This is a genomic window from Acinetobacter calcoaceticus ANC 3811, assembly GCF_000399665.1.
Taxonomy (GTDB): Bacteria; Pseudomonadota; Gammaproteobacteria; order Pseudomonadales; family Moraxellaceae; genus Acinetobacter; species Acinetobacter calcoaceticus_B.
The window spans coordinates 1,142,565-1,160,346 of the sequence record NZ_KB976986.1 but is presented as its reverse complement, the minus strand read 5'-3'; the positions used below and the strand labels follow the sequence as shown (position 1 = coordinate 1,160,346).

Sequence of the window (17,782 nt, the reverse complement as noted above, 5' to 3'; positions counted from 1 at the left end):
TAAATTTCATTATTTCTTAATTAAAACAAAGTATTCTCATTTTAACGTGTGATTGTTAGAGATAGGTCTGTAAAACTCCGGTTCATAGGGCAAAGCGTTGCTTTGCTGTACCTCACTCAGTAGAATAGTCATTTTGCAAAATTTGCCTTTGGAGACGCCTAAGTGGAGCGACCGACGATTAGCCCTGAAAATTTACAGGAAGCGGCTGAAAATTTATCAACAATTCGAGATTTCATTCGTTTTGGGGTATCAGCATTACGTCAACATGATGCACATTTAGGACAAGGTACTGAAGATTATTTTGCAGAAAGCTCTGCATTAGTTTTACAAACCTTATCTCTTGAATGGTCAGCAGACGCAGAAATTCTAGATGCGAAGTTATTACCAAGTGAGAAAGCAGAATTTTTAAGCTTATTGGAACGCCGTATCAATGACCGTATTCCAACCTCTTATTTATTAAACCTTGCTTATTTCTTTAATAAGCCATTCTATGTAGATGAGCGTGTACTCATTCCACGTTCACCAATTGCAGAATTAATTGAGCAACGTTTTGCGCCATATTGTTTAGATGAAAATGGTCAAATGCGTGAAGCTCTCAATAATTTGCCAGAAAATGCAAAACCTAAAACTCCACACCGTATTTTAGATATGTGTACAGGTTCTGGTTGTATTGCGGTTGCTTTGGCTTATACATATCCAGACGCTGAAATAGATGCAACTGACATTTCTAAAGAAGCTTTAGAAGTTGCTTCAATTAATACAGAACACCACAATAAGCAATATCAAGTTGCATTACTTGAATCTGACTTGTTTGCCAAGATTCCAGCTGAAAATCAGTATGATTTGATTGTAAGTAATCCTCCATACGTTGATGCTGAAGATATGGCTGACTTACCAGAAGAGTTTTTACATGAACCTGAACTTGCATTGGCAGCAGGCCAAGATGGTTTAGACTTAGTTCGTAAAATGCTTGCACAAGCGGCAGATTACTTAACTGAAGATGGCCTTATTGTTATTGAAGTAGGTAATTCTGAATGGTCAATGCGTCAGAACTTTAATACGATTGATTTCAACTGGCTTACTTTCCAAAAAGGTGGCTCAGGTATTTTTGCTTTGACTGCTGAACAATGTCGCCGTTATAGAAAACTATTTGAAGAGCAAATATAAGGAGTTGGGTATATGGCAGGGAATACTATTGGACAACTCTTTCGTGTAACCACTTGTGGTGAGTCTCATGGCGTTGGCTTAATGGCAATTGTTGATGGTGTGCCGCCGGGTCTTGAGCTGTCTGAAGAAGACTTGCAAACAGATCTTGATCGTCGTAAACCGGGCACTTCTAAGTTTGCGACTCAACGTAAAGAGCCTGATCAAGTTAAAATCATTTCAGGTGTTTTTGAAGGTAAAACGACAGGTACACCAATTGGTTTATTGATTGAGAATACTGATCAGAAATCAAAAGATTACGGCAATATTGCTCAAACTTTTAGACCTGGCCATGCCGACTATACATATACGCAAAAATACGGTTTCCGTGACTATCGTGGCGGTGGCCGTTCAAGTGCTCGTGAAACTGCTATGCGTGTTGCAGCGGGCGCAATTGCTAAAAAATATTTAGCAGAGAAATTTGGTGTCTTGATTCGTGGCCATGTTACACAAATTGGCAATGAAGTTGCTGAAAAACTGGATTGGAATGAAGTTCCAAATAATCCATTTTTCTGTGGTGATATAGACGCTGTTTCACGTTTTGAAGCCTTAGTGACTTCTTTACGTGAACAAGGAACAAGTTGCGGCGCGAAGCTAGAAATTTTGGCGGAAAAAGTTCCTGTGGGCTGGGGCGAACCTGTTTTTGACCGTTTAGATGCTGACATTGCTCATGCGATGATGAGTATAAATGCGGTTAAAGGTGTTGAAATTGGTGATGGTTTTGCAGTTGCTGGACAGTTTGGTCATGAAACACGTGATGAATTGACCAGTAATGGCTTTTTAGCAAATCATGCGGGTGGTATTTTGGGCGGTATCTCAAGTGGTCAGTCCATTCGAGTTGCTATTGCACTAAAACCAACAGCAAGCATTACGACACCAGGTAAAACGATTAATTTAAATCGTGAAGATACTGATGTATTGACTAAAGGTCGTCATGACCCATGTGTAGGTGTACGTGCGGCACCGATTGCAGAAGCCATGCTAGCTATTGTTTTGATGGATCACTTCCTACGTCATCGTGCTCAAAATGCAGATGTTATTCCGCCATTTGCTCCAATTGAACCGTAGTCATAACTTTTGACTATATGAATAAAACCCCATGTTTAATTTAAATATGGGGTTTTAATTTTTATTACATTGAGTTTGATTAAATTTTAAATTATTTTCTTGTCTTATAATATTTATATAAATATAATATTCTGCGATTTATTTTTGAATACATTCATCTGTAGAACTTAGCAATTAAATATTGTTAATTTTTACTGCACCAAATATTTATATTTATCTCTTAAAGGTAATTTGACTCAAATTGCCTTTACATAAGTTTATTACATATTTAAGTTATTATTACTTTAAACAAAGAATTTTTAAAGTCATCATTGAAATTGGGGAAATATCAATGAATCAGTGCACATATAGAATTGGCTGTATGTCAAAGGATAGGCTATTGCCTAAAAATTTAGAGGCGATGATAAAAGTTATTCATGACTTATCTTTGTCATCTCATCTTTTGGGGAACTGGACATATAGTGAAAACAATCCAGATATACATATTATTGATTTAGATAGTGGTTATACCAACATACTTATTCCTAAAAAAATTAAGATCGTACTAAGTAATAATCCTGAACTTTTAAAGGGCTATCAGTATGGTTTGAAGAGACCAATAAGATATCAGGAGCTTCTAAATATTTTGCAAGATATTGAGAAGAATGAATATTTTAAAATAAGTCATCAAGAACGTATAATAAGTAACGAGAATATAGTGTCTAAAGAACATTTAGAGACAAAAATTATTTATAAGCTTGTGTGTTATCCAGACTTTAAAAATATTCATACAGAGCAGATTGTTAATGTCACTAGAGTTTGTGCTTTATTGTCTATTGAGTCAAAAACAGCTCAAGAAATTAAGAGATTTTTAAATTTATCTATTGATGAAATACAAAAAATTATAGAAATAATAAAAAAAGAAGCTTATCCAAATTATGAAACAATACATGAGAATATTGTTTCGATGTTACCATTTTCGGCTGAAACTATTTCCACTGTACCGCAAAGAATAGAACAAAATTCATTATTCTATTTTTTCATTAAATTTTGGAAGAGGCTGAAAGGTGGCTTCTAATAAAGTGGAATTTTTCTATATTATATTGACTAAAGCTCATAATTTTAATTTCTAAAATAGGATATTAATGTATGGAAGGTCGCTGAATTTATTGAGTTTATATAATTTATTTTTAACGAATGGTTTAAATTTAAATAAAAGAGGTTTTTTATAATATTGCTTCTAAATTATATTTTAGCTTTACCACGGATGGAAAAGCTAATTGTATATCTCTATTCGTTTTAATTGAAAAAGGAGTTATAAGAAATTTAAGAGAGATAATCGTTGATCAAAATTCATTTTGAATAGAAGTTTGAATTTTTAGGTTAAATCTACAATTTGTTCTTCGTTTACAGCAATCTTATATTGATTACGCCCATTCGTTTTTGCTTTATACAAAGCATGGTCAGCACGCGCTACAAAAGCAGAAATTGAATCGTTTAGACGAGGAATTGTGGTTGCGACTCCTACACTAATGGTGACATGTGGTGAAACATCACTACAAGGGTGCTCAATTGCAATTTTATCAATCGCACTCATTAAACGTTCAACCTGGATCAAAGCTTGCTGAGCATTTGTCATTGGGAATAACAGTAAAAACTCTTCGCCGCCATAACGTGCTACTAGATCACCACTACGGGCAGCAATAGAAGAAATAGCAATTGCGATTTCTTTTAAACATTCATCACCTTTTAGATGCCCTAACGTGTCATTGTAAGATTTAAAGTAATCAATATCGACCATCATGATGGTAAGGGGCGTTTCGTGTCGCAAAGCACGTCGCCATTCATTATCCAGTGTTTCGTCTAGATAGCGTCGATTTGCTAAACCAGTGAGTGCATCTTGCTGTGAAAGTAAAGATAATTGCTGTGCTTGTTGCATGAGTTCAATGCGATTCAGCTCGATCATGCAGTTTTGTAAGTAGTTTTCTCGATGTTGGCGGTCAGTTGCATAGGCAAGGGTCATTCCCAAGAAACTACTGAAGGTGTAAGTTCGGTTTAAGAAAGTCCAGTCGATTACCCCATTTAAGTAGTTACTTGCCAAAATTCCAACAATTCCTCCAACCCATCCAGCAAATATGGCGGTATAAAAACGCATACCTACTGCACCATAGATAATTACAATCGCATACATCATCGCCGCATGAAAAAGAACATTCTCTTGGCCATTTTCAATAACGTTAATTAAAATAAAAGTAATTGCTACCGCTAAAGCTGAGCCAATTCCTACATAATAATCGAAATACTGATTTAATTTTTTAATGAATGATAAAATCCAGGCAAGAAAAATAATTACACCAACCCAAGAATAATAACTAAACCAGGGTAAAACTTGCTCAGTTGGCAATACTTGATATATACCAAAGCTTAAAAATATATATAATATTAAAATAATAGGAGCTCTATAGCGGAACTCATAGGCAGCACCGTTTTGGTATTGAAAACGATAAATCGTTTCAAGCTGCTTTGGAAACCATACGAAGTTTAATCCTCGTGTGGTTAATAAATCTATTTGTTCCTGTCCCAATATATTGGAACCCTGCAACTTCATAATTAATGCTCTCTATATTGGAAGTTGTCATAAAATGAGACTTATTTTTGGTAAAGTTCCATCTAAAAATATTGATTATATAATGTGTCATTTATTCAAAATAATAATACAGATTTTTTAAAAAAGTAATGATTTTTATCTGAGTTAAATGTGATAAAAATCACGACATTTCAATGATTAGCGTAACAATTATCTAAAGCATCGCAATCCATCGAAAAAAGTTACAAATGGTCGATTAACGATTGTATCTTTATCATTTTCGGATAGACTTGTAGCGTGAAATACAGATGATTGCTGTCATATAAATAGGAAAATTAGCAATGACTGCTCTAAATCAATATGGAATGCATTTAGAAATTACACCGCATAATGGATGGTCACAGCAGTTCTGGGATGACCTGCTACCAGCGAAAGAACGGGTAAGTAAACATCCGTTTTTTTCGGAAATGGCCAATGGGGGATTGAGCCTAAATAGTTTCCGTTATGCTTTACTTAATTTCTATCCATTAGTCGCTCATTTCCCGTCATATATGGCTGGGGCATTAGGCAAAGCAACGGGTTTTTCTGAACCTGGCGTTACAGAAGCACGAGATTGGTTAATCCAAAATATTAAGGTAGAAGAGCGACACTTAAAATGGTATCGCGACTGGGCTGGAGGTTTTGGTTTAACTGTAGATCAGCTCGATAGCGTGCGGCCACCAGCTGCGATGAATGCGGTAAACCATTTCTTATGGAATATGAGTCATCGTGGTAATTTGGCAGAATGCCTTGCTGCAACAAATCTGGCAATTGAATGGGCAACGGGGGACTGGTCCATTCAGGTCTATAAGGGGATTCATACTTATACGGATCATCCTGAAGTAACGATTGATAAGCGTTCCTTGGCTTGGTTGCGTGCGCATGCTCACTATGATGATCTTCATCCTTATGAAGCCATGGAGCTGATTAAGCGTTTATGTAATGATCGTCCTGACTGGCAGCAAAAAGCATTTCATGCTGCTGAAGAAGGTCTTCGGTATTATGAATTAGCTTTAGACGATTGCTATAAGGTACAGCTTCAAGCCTCTGCTTGATCTCACCTTAAAAAAGGGAGAATATTTTATAGATATTCTCCCTTTTATTTTATTCGAGTAGTTTTAACAGCTTTGTTCGGTAAGGTGTTTCTTCGGGTAATAATTCAAGTAAGCGTTCAACAGCATCTACACGGTCTGGCACACGACTGACCACTCGTAATAATTGATCAACATCTTCAATCTGATAAATCACGTGACTTAAGCGAGCATCAAAACAGTCTCTCCATGCACACAAAAATGGGCTTTCTGATTTAGCTAAAAAACTTCCTCTATAGAGAGTAAGGGTAGTCGATGTGAAGCCTAGGTTTAATGCTTGCTCTGCCATTAAGAAATCACATTGAATTTCACAGTTAAGTCTATAAGGGCGAGACTCGATGACGTCAGGTATTAGGTTTCTAAGTTGAGAGAGTTCTGCTTTTAAGGTGGTGGTACTTACTGGTCGATCACCATATAAAGCATAGTGAAGTTCTTCAAGGTTAATCCCTTCGGGACAAAGTGTCAGAATGCATAGGATTTCAATCTGTCGTTGAGTTAATGTTAGGCTGTTTTGGTTATATTGAACTTTAGGAGTACCAAACGCCTTAATATATAAAATATTTTTCTGATGAAGCTGAATTGCTTGCTTCACAATATCAGCACATCTTTCAACAGCTAAAAGACCAAGAGAATTATGTTTTTGATATTTTGTTGATAAATTCATAATCCCATAAAATTGACCGGTGTGTGCATCGGTAATCGGTGCTGCATAACAGACCCAATCTCTTACACTATTCATTTGGTTTTCGTGTGAATAAACGCAGTTAGCTGAATGAGTATTTAATGCTAAACCAATTGCATTTTGTCCCACTGCCTGAGTAGACCACTGGCCACCTTCCACAAAGTGGACTTGTTCTGCCGATGAACGCATAGGTGTACTACTCCATGTCCAGAGTAGCGTGCCATGTGGATCGGTCACACCAATTGCCATATCGGCATCTTCAGCAATGTGCATTAAGTTTCGATGACACTCATGAATAGAACGACCAAATAACGAATGTTCCCATTCTTCGGTTAGGTCAAATAACGGAGCCGCTTCAAGGTCAACTGATGGCTTTTTTGCTAATTGTTTAGAATGAGATGACTTTTCTGGCCGAAATAATGACGGCATGGTATCTAAAAAAGGTGATGATAATTGTTTTGACATATCCATATCGAAATTCCTTTATCATTGAAATGGCGTATCCGTAGCCGCTCAACAGTTATAACTTTTTTATTGTGACTATTTCCTCGTTATCTCCTTACCTTAAATACTTTTATGAGTCTTGACCATTAGCCTATTGGATAAGTTTTGTTAATTACATGATCGTTAAGATAAGACATCTTGTCGACTAAAAGGCTTTGGTACAGATTCTCCAAAATATTGTCGATCAGCAAAATAGCTAGAACGAACCATAGGTGCACTCCAAATATTTTTAAAACCTAATCGCTTACCATGTCGCGTGTATCTTTCAAATTCTTGTAAGTTTACAAATCGATGAATAGGGGCATGTGACTTTGAAGGCTGTAAGTATTGTCCAATGGTAATAAGGTCTACTTGATAATCTTTTAGGTCATTCAGTAGGGCAAGCACTTCCGCTTCAATTTCCCCTAATCCAACCATTAAACCAGATTTGGTTTTGATATCGGGACAATATGATTTAAAGCGTTTTAGTAACTCTAGTGAATGTTGATAGTCGGAGCCTGGGCGCATCGCTTTATATAAGCGCGGAACCGTCTCAATATTATGATTAAACACATCTGGAGGAGATAAGCTTAAAGTCGAAAGAGCAGTCTCTAAACGACCGCGAAAATCTGGTACTAAAATCTCAATCAGCGTTTCTGGGCAGCGTTTTCGGATTTCTTCAATGCATTTTACAAAATGTGCAGCGCCACCATCGTGTAGATCATCACGGTCTACAGAGGTAATCACAACATATTTCAAGTTTAGGTTTTCGACAGTTTCCGCCAAATGTTTGGGTTCATCTTCATCTAAAGGTTTTGGGCGACCATGAGCAACATCACAAAAAGGGCAACGTCTAGTGCAGATATCTCCCATAATCATAAATGTTGCCGTACCTCCACCAAAACATTCAGGTAAGTTTGGGCAAGCAGCTTCTTCGCAAACACTATGCAACTTCTGTTGGCGCAGTAAATTTTTTATGCGCTTGATTTCTTCAAAATCGGTTATTTTTGCTCTAATCCATTCTGGTTTAGTAGGTAACTCTTCTGTTGGTAAAACCTTAATTGGAATACGGGCGACTTTATCAGCTCCCCGTAATTTAATACCAGTTTCAACTTGTCTTTTAAAATCCATATTAATAATTCCATTTTATTTAAAACTTACTTAAACTCCTGTTTTTTTAATTATAGATTTATTTAAACCTTTTTAATAAATCAAAATTAATTAAAGCACAGGATGTGGCTAATATTCTAAAACAATAAAGGTTGGTTAAAGGTTTGTTTTATAACTTTATGAAAATTATAAAAAATTTTTAAAATTATTTTTGCTAATTAAGTTTTTGAAATTTAAAAAATAATTAACAATATTTTAAATAAAAACTTTTTAGTCTAATAGATCAATTATTAATTTTGCGTTTAAGTATTTATAGCGAATTAGATTTTCGCTTGAAACTTGGTTAGATTTTTAAAATCAAGATAATAAAGGAAAAGGATATGCAATTAACGGAAGAGCAATTACTCGCAGCATATAAAAGCATGCGTGATATTCGTGAATTTGAAGATCGACTTCACGAAGAAAATACCAATGGTGATATTCCAGGTTTTATTCACTTATATAGTGGAGAAGAGGCTGTAGCAGTCGGAATTTGTGAAAACCTAACTGATAAAGACTATATCACTTCAACCCATCGTGGACATGGTCACTGTATTGCAAAAGGTTGTGACATTCACGGCATGATGCTGGAAATTTTCGGTAAAGATGATGGGCTGTGCCGTGGAAAAGGCGGCTCTATGCATATTGCCGATTTAGATAAAGGCATGCTTGGTGCTAACGGGATTGTGGGTGGTGGGCCTCCTTTAGCAATTGGTGCTGCACTAACAGCGAAAACCTTAAAAACTGGCGGTGTCGGGCTGTCTTTTACAGGTGATGGTGGTTCAAACCAAGGCCTTACTTTCGAAGCAATGAACATGGCAGTTGTACTTAAACTTCCTGTGATTTTTGTCTTTGAAAATAACGGTTTTGGCGAAGGTACGGGCCATGATTATGCAGTCGGAAGCAAAGATATTGCTGGTCGTGCAGCAGGTTTTGGTTTACCAGCGGTTAAAGTCGACGGTACAGATTTCTTTGCAGTTTATGAAGCTGCTCAAACTGCTATTGAACGTGCACGCCGTGGCGAAGGTCCAAGTGTCATTGAGACGATTACTAACCGTTTTTATGGACATTTTGAAGGTGACCCGGGCCTCATTCGCTCAAAAGAGGAAGTCGATTTCGTTAAAGAAAATAAAGATCCTTTGAAAATTTTCCGAGAAAAAGTTAAAGGCAAAATTGATGAAGCCAAATTAGACGAGATTGATGCTGTGTCTAAGGCAAATGTTGATGATGCAGTTGCTAAAGCTCGCGCTGCGGCATATCCAAAACCAGAACAACTCCTTACCGACGTCTATGTCTCTTACTAAAGGAATAGTAAAGATGCCAAATAAAAGTTTTCGTAATGCGATTAAAGAAGCGATTGAATCAGAAATGCGCCGTGACCCAACTGTTTTTGTTGTGGGCGAAGATGTGCGCGGTGGACATGGTGGTAAAAATACTGAAGATAATGAGCTTGAAGGCTTCGGTGGTGTACTTGGTGTAACCAAAGGCTTATGGACTGAATTTGGTTCAGAGCGTGTTATTGATACGCCAATTACCGAATCAGCAATTATTGGTATGGCCGCTGGTGCTGCGGCAACAGGTTTACGTCCTGTTGCCGACTTAATGTTTATGGATTTCTACGGCGTGTGTCATGACATGCTCTATAACCAAGCCGCTAAATTCCGTTATATGTTTGGTGGAAAAGCAAAAGCGCCAATGGTTGTACGTGGCATGATTGGTGCTGGTTTTTCTGCGGCAGCTCAGCATTCGCAGTCACCATATAACGTATTTGCTGCGGTTCCAGGCTTAAAAGTTGTGGTGCCATCTAGTCCATACGACGTAAAAGGGCTTTTAATTCAGGCTATTCGTGATGACGACCCTGTAGTTTTCTGTGAGCATAAAATGCTCTATGACATTAAAGGCGAAGTTCCAGATGATGCCTATACCATTCCTTTTGGTGTAGCAAATTACACCCGTGAAGGGACAGACGTGACCATTATTGCTTTAGGATTGATGGTACACCGGGCCAATGAAGTAGCAGACAAACTAGCAAAAGATGGCATTTCGGTTGAAGTGGTAGACCCTCGAACAATTTCACCTCTTGATGAAGAAGGAATTTTAGAGTCTGTTGCATCGACTGGGCGTGTGGTTATTGTGGACGAATCAGCGGCACGCTGTGGCTTTGGGCATGATGTTGCTGCACTGGTCGCACAAAAAGGTTTCCACTATTTAAAAGCACCTATTGAACTCGTAACGCCACCACATACGCCTGTTCCATTCTCTCCAGTTTTAGAAAAAGAATGGATTCCAAGTGTAGAGCGTATTGAGCAAGCTGTGCGAAAAACATTGGAGGCTTAGGATGAGCGAAATTAAAACGCTGGAGATCCCGAAATGGGGATTATCCATGGAAGAAGGCACGATTGCCCAATGGTTGATTAAAGAAGGCGATAGTTTTAATAAGGGCGATGAAATTTGTGAAATTGAAACCACAAAAATCGTCAATGTGTTAGAAGCGCCTTTTGCTGGAACGCTTCGTAAAATTTTGGCAAAAGACGGTGATACGCTACCCGTTGGTGGTCTTATTGCGGTATGTGCTGATAGTGAAGTTTCTGATGCAGAAATTGAAACGTTTATTGCATCACTAGGCGGTTCAGCTGCTAAAGCCCCTTCGGAACAAAGTAAAGCGGAAACATCTGCACCTGTTGCTGAAAAAACCGAACAACCACAGTCTGTAGCTGCAAGTGCTCCAGCTCCTGCAAAGGTAGCTAAAGGTGACTATACTGTACCGGAGTCATTACAAGGCTATCAAACATCTGATGAGTTATTTACAACACCGCATGCGTTAAAACTTGCTGAAAAGCATAATGTGAACTTGGCGAAAGTCACAGGTTCTGGTCGTGAAGGACGTATTAGTGTTCAAGACATCCAGAAAGCTGTGCAGGCTGCTGGAGGTCAATGGCCTGATGTTAAACAGCAAACTCAAGCTAAAGTTGTTAAATCTACTGCCGACGATAGTCAAGTTTCAGCGACACCTGTAGCACGCCGTTTAGCAAAACAATGGGGCATTAACCTAAATGACTGCCGTGTTTCAGGTACTCGTGGCCGTGTCTGTAAAGAAGATGTTGAAGCAGTTTACTATCGCAATAACCCAACGTCGGTAAATGAACAATCTGCTCAATGTGCTGCTCAACCACAATCGACCATTACGACGGTGGCGATGAATGGTATGCGTAAAGCGATTGCTTCACGGTTACAGGCTGCTAAACGTAATGCACCGCATTTCCGCTTAGTGGTCGATCTAAACGTGGAAGCTTTGCAAAATTTACGAAAGCAAATTAATGAGACTGTTCCACAAGTCAAACTTTCTATTAATGACATGCTAATTAAAGCCGCCGCCGCGGCACTGATTAAAGTGCCTGAGGTGAATGTTCAATTTGATGAGGCGACTCAATCAATTTTACAGTTCTCTCAAGCGGATATTTCGGTGGCTGTAGCGATTCCAAATGGTTTAATTACACCAATTGTAAAAGCAGCAAATCAAAAATCGTTGGCACAAATTTCCGATGACATGCGTGATTTAGCAACCCGTGCTAAGACGGGCAAGTTACAACCTGACGAGTTTCAGGGCGGCAGCTTTAGCATTTCAAATTTAGGAATGTTAGGCATTAAACAGTTCGATGCCATTATTAATCCACCGCAAGGTGCAATTATGGCATTAGGTGCTTCTGAATCTCGCGCTGTTGTTGAAAATGGCAATGTAGTGGTTCGTGAGATTGTTACAGCGACGTTGTCCTGCGACCACCGAGTCATTGATGGTGCAGTTGGGGCGAAATTCTTAGCCAGCTTTAAGCAGTTTGTTGAAAACCCTGCTTTAATTTTGGTGTAGGAGAACCCGCATGTCAGAAGCTCAATTTGATTTAATTGTGATTGGCGCGGGACCGGGTGGGTATGTGGCTGCAATTCGTGCAGCCCAGCTCGGATTAAAAACCGCAATTGTAGAAGAGCAACATTTAGGCGGAATTTGCCTAAATTGGGGCTGTATTCCAACTAAAGCTTTGCTTGCAGGGGCAGAGCTTGCAACTCAGTTTAAACATGCAGGACAGTTTGGTTTTCAGGTATCTCAACTCGATTTTGATATTCAAAAGCTTGTGCAACATAGCCGACAAGTTTCAGCTCAGTTAGTACAAGGCATCGATTACTTACTTAAAAAGAATCAGGTGACGGTTTTTAATGGTCGTGCTCAATTTACAGCGAAAGAAAAAATTGAAGTGACCGATGCTCAAGGTAAAAGTCAAGCTTTGAGTGCACCCCATATTATTTTGGCAACTGGAGCTAAAGCTCGACATGTTCCTCAGCTTCCTGTCGATGGAACGTACGTCTGGAGCTATAAAGAAGCGCTTGTACCAGAGAAATTACCAAAAAGTTTACTGGTTGTGGGCTCAGGTGCGATTGGTAGTGAGTTCGCTAGCCTTTATCAAGACTTAGGATGTCAGGTCACGCTTATTGATTTAGCCAAGCAGATTTTACCGACTGAAGATGCTGAAGTTGCTCAATTTGTCAGAAAACAATTTGAACAAAAAGGAATGAAGGTCTTAACCGATGCCGTCGTTCAAAGTATTCAAATTGAAAATGGGCAAGTTCACTGTGTAATTGAAACGGCAAATGATGTTCAAACGATCGTTTTTGACCGTGTGCTTTCAGCAATTGGTGTACAGCCTAATACCACGGGGCTAGGACTGGAGCGTTTAGGTGTAGAACTGAATCCACAAGGTTTTGTGGCAATTGATGACTATTGTAAAACCAACGTAGCAGGGCTTTATGCGATTGGTGATGTGGCTGGGGCACCGTGTCTTGCCCATAAAGCAAGTCATGAAGCCATGATATGTGTCGAGAAAATTGCTGGTGTAGCAAACGTACATTCACTCGATCGTAGCCAGATTCCGGGTTGTATTTTTACGCATCCACAAGTGGCGAGTATTGGTTTAACGGAAAATGCAGCAAAAGCTAAGAATCTACCTATACGAATCGGTAAGTTTTCTTTAACTGCAAATGGCAAAGCTTTGGCAATTGGCGATGCAACAGGTTTCGTTAAAACGGTGATACATGCAGAAACGGGCGAGCTACTTGGAGCACATATGGTCGGCCATGAAGTGACTGAACATATCCAAGGTTTTGCGATTGCCAAATATCTAGAAGCAACGGATGAAAGTTTAGCTCAAGTGATTTTCCCGCATCCAACTTTATCAGAAGCCATGCATGAATCCATTTTGGCTTCAATGCAACGAGCGATTCATATGTAGAAATTCTGCATTTACAGGAGTTGAATATGGTTAAGGGATTAAAAGATAAAGTCGTTTTAGTAACAGGGGCAGCTCAAGGCATTGGCCGCGGGATTGCCCTGCGCTTGGCGCGAGAAGGAGCACACATTGCACTAGTCGATATGAAACAAGATCGATTGAACGATGTGCAGCAGGAAATTCAGGCTTTAGGTGTAAATGCGAGTACATTTATTGCCGACGTGAGTGACCGTGAGCAAGTATACGCCGCTATAAATCATGCTGAGCAGACCCTTGGTGGATTCGATGTCATGATTAATAATGCTGGAATTGCACAGGTTCAAGCGATTGCTGATATTACACCTGATGAATTTCACAAAATTGTTGATATCAATATTGGTGGCGTGCTGTGGGGCATTCAGGCTGCTGCTGCAAAATTCAAGCAACGCCAACATAAAGGTAAAATCATTAATGCATGCTCAATTGCAGGCCATGATGGGTTTGCTTTACTCGGTATTTACTCGGCAACCAAATTTGCGGTACGGGCACTTACCCAAGCTGCGGCAAAAGAATATGCCAGTCATGGTATTACGGTAAATGGATATTGTCCCGGAATTGTCGGAACGGACATGTGGGTTGAAATTGATAAGCGTTTTGCTGAAATTTCAGGTGCCGAAATAGGTGAAACTTATAAAAAGTATGTGGAAGGCATTGCTTTAGGTAGAGCACAAACACCAGACGATGTAGCCGCATTAGTTGCTTTTCTGGCAAGTGAAGATTCGGACTATATTACAGGTCAATCCATTTTAACGGACGGCGGCATTGTCTATCGCTAAAACAACATCCTGATTTGAGGGACATAATAATGAAAGCAGCGCGTTTTTATGACAGAGGCGATATTCGTATTGAAGATATCCCTGAACCAGAAGTCACTCCCGGCACCATAGGCATTAAGGTAGCTTGGTGTGGAATCTGTGGTACAGATTTGCATGAGTTTATGGAAGGACCGATTTTTATTCCACCGTGTGGGCATCCGCATCCTATTTCAGGCGAATCTGCACCAATTACCATGGGACATGAGTTTTCAGGTGTTGTCTATGCAGTTGGTGAAGGTGTTGATGATATTGAAATTGGTCAACATGTGGTCGTAGAGCCTTATATTGTGGCTGAGGATGTACCGACTGGACCGGGTGATAATTATCATCTTTCCAAAAATATGAACTTTATTGGTTTAGGCGGTCGTGGCGGTGGTTTATCGGAAAAAATTGCGGTTAAACGCCGTTGGGTGCATCCAATTTCCAATAAAATTCCCCTAGATCAAGCAGCCTTAATTGAACCGTTATCGGTGGGTCACCATGCTTTCGTACGTAGTGGTGCAAAAGCTGGAGATATTGCTTTAGTGGGCGGTGCGGGCCCAATTGGTTTATTGCTTTCGGCAATTTTAAAAGCGAAAGGGCTTAAGGTCATCATTACCGAACTGAGTGCCAAACGTAAAGAAAAAGCCAAAGAGTCGGGAGTCGCTGATTATATTTTAGACCCGTCAGAAGTTGATGTTGTTTCTGAGGTCATGAAAATTACCAATGGTAATGGCGTTGATGTCGCGTTTGAATGTAGTAGCGTTAACAAGGTGTTAGATACCTTGGTTGCAGCAGTAAAACCAACAGGTGTTATTGTTATTGTTTCGATTTGGAGTCATCCAGCATCAATTAATGTGCACAGTGTGGTAATGAAAGAGCTTGATGTACGAGGCACAATTGCCTACGTAAATGACCATCAAGAAACCATTAAACTGGTCGAAGAAGGTAAAATAAATCTGGAACCTTTTATTACGCAGCGCATTCAACTTGATGATTTGATTTCACAAGGTTTTGAAACCTTAATTCATAACAATGAGTCAGCAGTTAAGATTATTGTACAGCCCTAAATAGACACTTAAACCTATAAAAAAAGAGCGATAATTCGCTCTTTTTTATTAAAGTAAATTGTTGTTTTGGGCTTCAATAATAGGCGGTAATGGCTGCCCTAAAGAGCTTAGAGACTCTCGTTCAATCAAACGCACAATTGAATCAAGCGGTAAATCATTTTCTTGCAAACCAAAAGGTTCTTCAATTTGAGCACTTAAGGCATCTAGCCCTAAAAACATATAAGCGATTAAGCCGACAATAAGCGGTGTCCAAATGCCTAAAGCAGCTTCAAGGCTAAACGGTAAGATGAAACAGAAACAGTAAACGGCACGATGTAAAAGTACTGAATAAGAGTAGGGCAAAGGCGTACCAGCAATTCGGTCACAACCTGCTTGGATATTGCCTAGCTCAATAATATGTCGATTTAAGGTGCTATAGATAATGTCACTAATTTCACCATCTTTTAGTATTTTAACTAAATCTTTTTGAATATTTTCGAGTACAAATTGCGGTGCATTAATATGCTCATTTAAATAATTAAGCGAAGAGTTATTTAAATAGGCATGTTCGAGAAATTTTGTAGGTTCGACTGTTTGTTGACGTAAACGATCACGCAATAAATTACTAAAAATTAAGACCTGATGGATTAAATGTTCACGTTGTTCATTAGATAAAACATGGCTATCTCTGACGATATGTCTGGCATTGGCAATTAAAGCACCCCAAAGTTTGCGGCCTTCCCACCAGCGGTCATAACACGCGTTATTTCTAAAACCCGTACAAATCGAAAGAATCACACCAAAAATAGTAAAACCAATCGCGGGTACTGTAGGTATTTGAATCCAATGATAATAAGAGAGCCAGACTACACATGCTGAAATAAGGACAACAAAACTCAGTGCAGGCAAAACCTTCGGCAAAATTGTTCCTTTCCAAGCAAATAATAATTTAAATACATTGCTTTTATCGCGGACAATCATATAAAGCCTTTGAACAAACGAATCTAACCAAGTGCAATATGATACGCCTTAGACGAGCTAAATACCTAGCTAAAGCTTATGTTTTTGTCTATAGCGCCAAAGCGTCGTGCGGCTAATTCCAAAAATATTCGCAACCATATTCAGGTTATGGTCATATTTTTCTAAAGCGGCTTGCACATTTTCGGGGGTAAGCTCTGTATTTGCTTCGGGTAATTTAACGTAATCGTCAGCATTTAAAAGTTCATTTGGTAAGTCTTCAACTTCGATTTCTTTTTTACCATTGGCCATGGTTAAAGCATAAAGCAATGTATTTTTAAGTTCACGAACATTTCCCGGCCAGTCATAGTTAAGCAAAATCTGCATAGCTTTTTGATTGACGTGTCGAGGCATCGTGTCGAGTTGGGTTGAGCTTTCTTTTAAAATTTGATCGACAATGAGAGGAATATCGACTTTCCGCTCTCTGAGTGGTGGTATAAAAATTGGAATTACGCGTAAACGATAGAGTAGATCGTGACGGAAACGCCCGGCCTTAGCTTCTTCGCGTAAAGCTTTATGTGTTGCTGTAATAATTCGGACATTGGCCTGAATCGCTTTTTCACCACCTACAGGGGTAAATTCACCTGTTTCTAACACCCGTAATAATTTAGCTTGAAGCTCTAAAGGAATCTCTGCAATTTCATCCAGAAACAGTGTGCCACCTGCGGCACGTTCAAACACGCCTTTATGGTCACGAATTGCTCCTGTAAAAGCACCTTTAACATGTCCAAAGAGTTCACTTTCTAGAATATTGGCATTGAGGGCAGCACAGTTAATAGCTACAAAAATCTTATTTTTACGTTGGCTATAATCATGAATGGCTTGTGCTACAAGTTCTTTACCGCTACCAGATTCGCCACGGACAAGCACTGGAAACTCAGTAATAGCAACTCTTTGAATGATTGAAAACATACGAGCCATTTCTGGTGAGCAACTATTAAAAACCTTGGCTAAATCTTGGAGTTGTTCTGTTAGCTCTACTTGATCAGCAATATCATTTGCTATACTAACGGGCTGTAGAATATGCAATTTCCCGATAATGCGATGCTCGGCAATATAAATATCATTTTCCTGATAGATAAATCGCTTTCTCATTTTAGGAGTATTAACTTCGAGATATTGATTGTGATGGTCTTGAGTAAGTGCTGCCATGCTCTCAACAGAAATATCGTCTGTATTAAATTTATAATGAATTGCTTGAGTCGTTGTGTCTGCCAAAAACAGACTCGCATTTGGGAATAAAGCTTTTAATTGCTTAAATAAAATAAAAAAATCTTGTTCTGACTCAAAATTTAACTTTGCCATTTCATGTGTTTCATATTTGTT

15 protein-coding genes are annotated in these 17,782 nt (G+C 38.9%); 10 read left to right on the top strand and 5 right to left on the bottom strand.

Annotation, left to right across the window (positions count from 1 at the left end; translation table 11 throughout):
• The first annotated feature begins 162 nt into the window (after positions 1 to 162).
• From prmB to F935_RS06650, 3 genes are all read left to right on the top strand, one after another.
• Entirely contained in the window at positions 163 to 1,167 is a 1,005-nt protein-coding gene (prmB, locus tag F935_RS06660; protein WP_016138210.1) for a 50S ribosomal protein L3 N(5)-glutamine methyltransferase, read from the top strand.
• A 12-nt stretch (positions 1,168 to 1,179) separates the two neighbouring features.
• A complete protein-coding gene (gene aroC / locus F935_RS06655) occupies positions 1,180 to 2,271 on the top strand; it encodes a chorismate synthase (protein ID WP_016138209.1) in 1,092 nt (363 codons plus the stop codon).
• A 331-nt stretch (positions 2,272 to 2,602) separates the two neighbouring features.
• Positions 2,603 to 3,328 (top strand): hypothetical protein, encoded by a 726-nt coding sequence (locus F935_RS06650; RefSeq protein ID WP_016138208.1) that lies wholly within the window; start codon positions 2,603 to 2,605, stop codon positions 3,326 to 3,328.
• 300 nt (positions 3,329 to 3,628) lie between these two features.
• On the opposite strand, the gene F935_RS06645 is transcribed toward F935_RS06650, so the two are convergent.
• Positions 3,629 to 4,858: a GGDEF domain-containing protein gene (locus F935_RS06645; RefSeq protein WP_016138207.1), complete on the bottom strand. Its 1,230-nt coding sequence runs from the start codon at positions 4,856 to 4,858 to the stop codon at positions 3,629 to 3,631.
• Positions 4,859 to 5,178: 320 nt separating this feature from the next.
• Here F935_RS06645 and F935_RS06640 point away from each other — a divergent pair, with 320 nt between their 5' ends.
• The gene (locus F935_RS06640) at positions 5,179 to 5,931 is read left to right on the top strand and encodes an iron-containing redox enzyme family protein (protein ID WP_016138206.1); all 753 of its coding nucleotides are present in this window, start codon (positions 5,179 to 5,181) and stop codon (positions 5,929 to 5,931) included.
• 49 nt (positions 5,932 to 5,980) lie between these two features.
• Here F935_RS06640 and F935_RS06635 read toward each other — a convergent pair whose 3' ends face one another.
• Positions 5,981 to 7,120 carry a hypothetical protein gene (locus F935_RS06635; protein ID WP_016138205.1) on the bottom strand — a complete coding sequence of 380 codons (1,140 nt, stop codon included), beginning with the start codon at positions 7,118 to 7,120 and terminating at the stop codon, positions 5,981 to 5,983.
• Positions 7,121 to 7,276: 156 nt separating this feature from the next.
• Entirely contained in the window at positions 7,277 to 8,263 is a 987-nt protein-coding gene (lipA, locus tag F935_RS06630; protein ID WP_016138204.1) for a lipoyl synthase, read from the bottom strand.
• A 359-nt stretch (positions 8,264 to 8,622) separates the two neighbouring features.
• Between lipA and F935_RS06625 the strand changes: the two genes are divergently transcribed.
• From F935_RS06625 to F935_RS06600, 6 genes are read left to right on the top strand one after another with little or no spacing between them, the layout of a single operon-like run.
• On the top strand, positions 8,623 to 9,585 hold the full coding sequence (locus F935_RS06625) for a thiamine pyrophosphate-dependent dehydrogenase E1 component subunit alpha (RefSeq protein ID WP_004642729.1): 963 nt from the start codon (positions 8,623 to 8,625) through the stop codon (positions 9,583 to 9,585).
• A gap of 13 nt (positions 9,586 to 9,598) precedes the next feature.
• Positions 9,599 to 10,618, top strand: coding sequence for an alpha-ketoacid dehydrogenase subunit beta (locus F935_RS06620; RefSeq protein WP_016138203.1), 1,020 nt, complete (start codon positions 9,599 to 9,601; stop codon positions 10,616 to 10,618).
• A gap of 1 nt (position 10,619) precedes the next feature.
• Positions 10,620 to 12,146 carry a 2-oxo acid dehydrogenase subunit E2 gene (locus F935_RS06615; RefSeq protein WP_016138202.1) on the top strand — a complete coding sequence of 509 codons (1,527 nt, stop codon included), beginning with the start codon at positions 10,620 to 10,622 and terminating at the stop codon, positions 12,144 to 12,146.
• A 10-nt stretch (positions 12,147 to 12,156) separates the two neighbouring features.
• Entirely contained in the window at positions 12,157 to 13,560 is a 1,404-nt protein-coding gene (gene lpdA, locus F935_RS06610) for a dihydrolipoyl dehydrogenase (protein WP_016138201.1), read from the top strand.
• 26 nt (positions 13,561 to 13,586) lie between these two features.
• Positions 13,587 to 14,372, top strand: coding sequence for an acetoin reductase (locus F935_RS06605; RefSeq protein ID WP_016138200.1), 786 nt, complete (start codon positions 13,587 to 13,589; stop codon positions 14,370 to 14,372).
• A gap of 29 nt (positions 14,373 to 14,401) precedes the next feature.
• On the top strand, positions 14,402 to 15,460 hold the full coding sequence (locus F935_RS06600) for a 2,3-butanediol dehydrogenase (protein ID WP_016138199.1): 1,059 nt from the start codon (positions 14,402 to 14,404) through the stop codon (positions 15,458 to 15,460).
• A gap of 48 nt (positions 15,461 to 15,508) precedes the next feature.
• Here F935_RS06600 and F935_RS06595 read toward each other — a convergent pair whose 3' ends face one another.
• Both F935_RS06595 and F935_RS06590 read right to left on the bottom strand, forming a co-directional pair.
• Positions 15,509 to 16,420, bottom strand: coding sequence for a bestrophin family protein (locus tag F935_RS06595; RefSeq protein ID WP_005305012.1), 912 nt, complete (start codon positions 16,418 to 16,420; stop codon positions 15,509 to 15,511).
• A gap of 69 nt (positions 16,421 to 16,489) precedes the next feature.
• Entirely contained in the window at positions 16,490 to 17,761 is a 1,272-nt protein-coding gene (locus F935_RS06590; protein WP_016138198.1) for a sigma-54 interaction domain-containing protein, read from the bottom strand.
• Positions 17,762 to 17,782 lie beyond the last annotated feature (21 nt).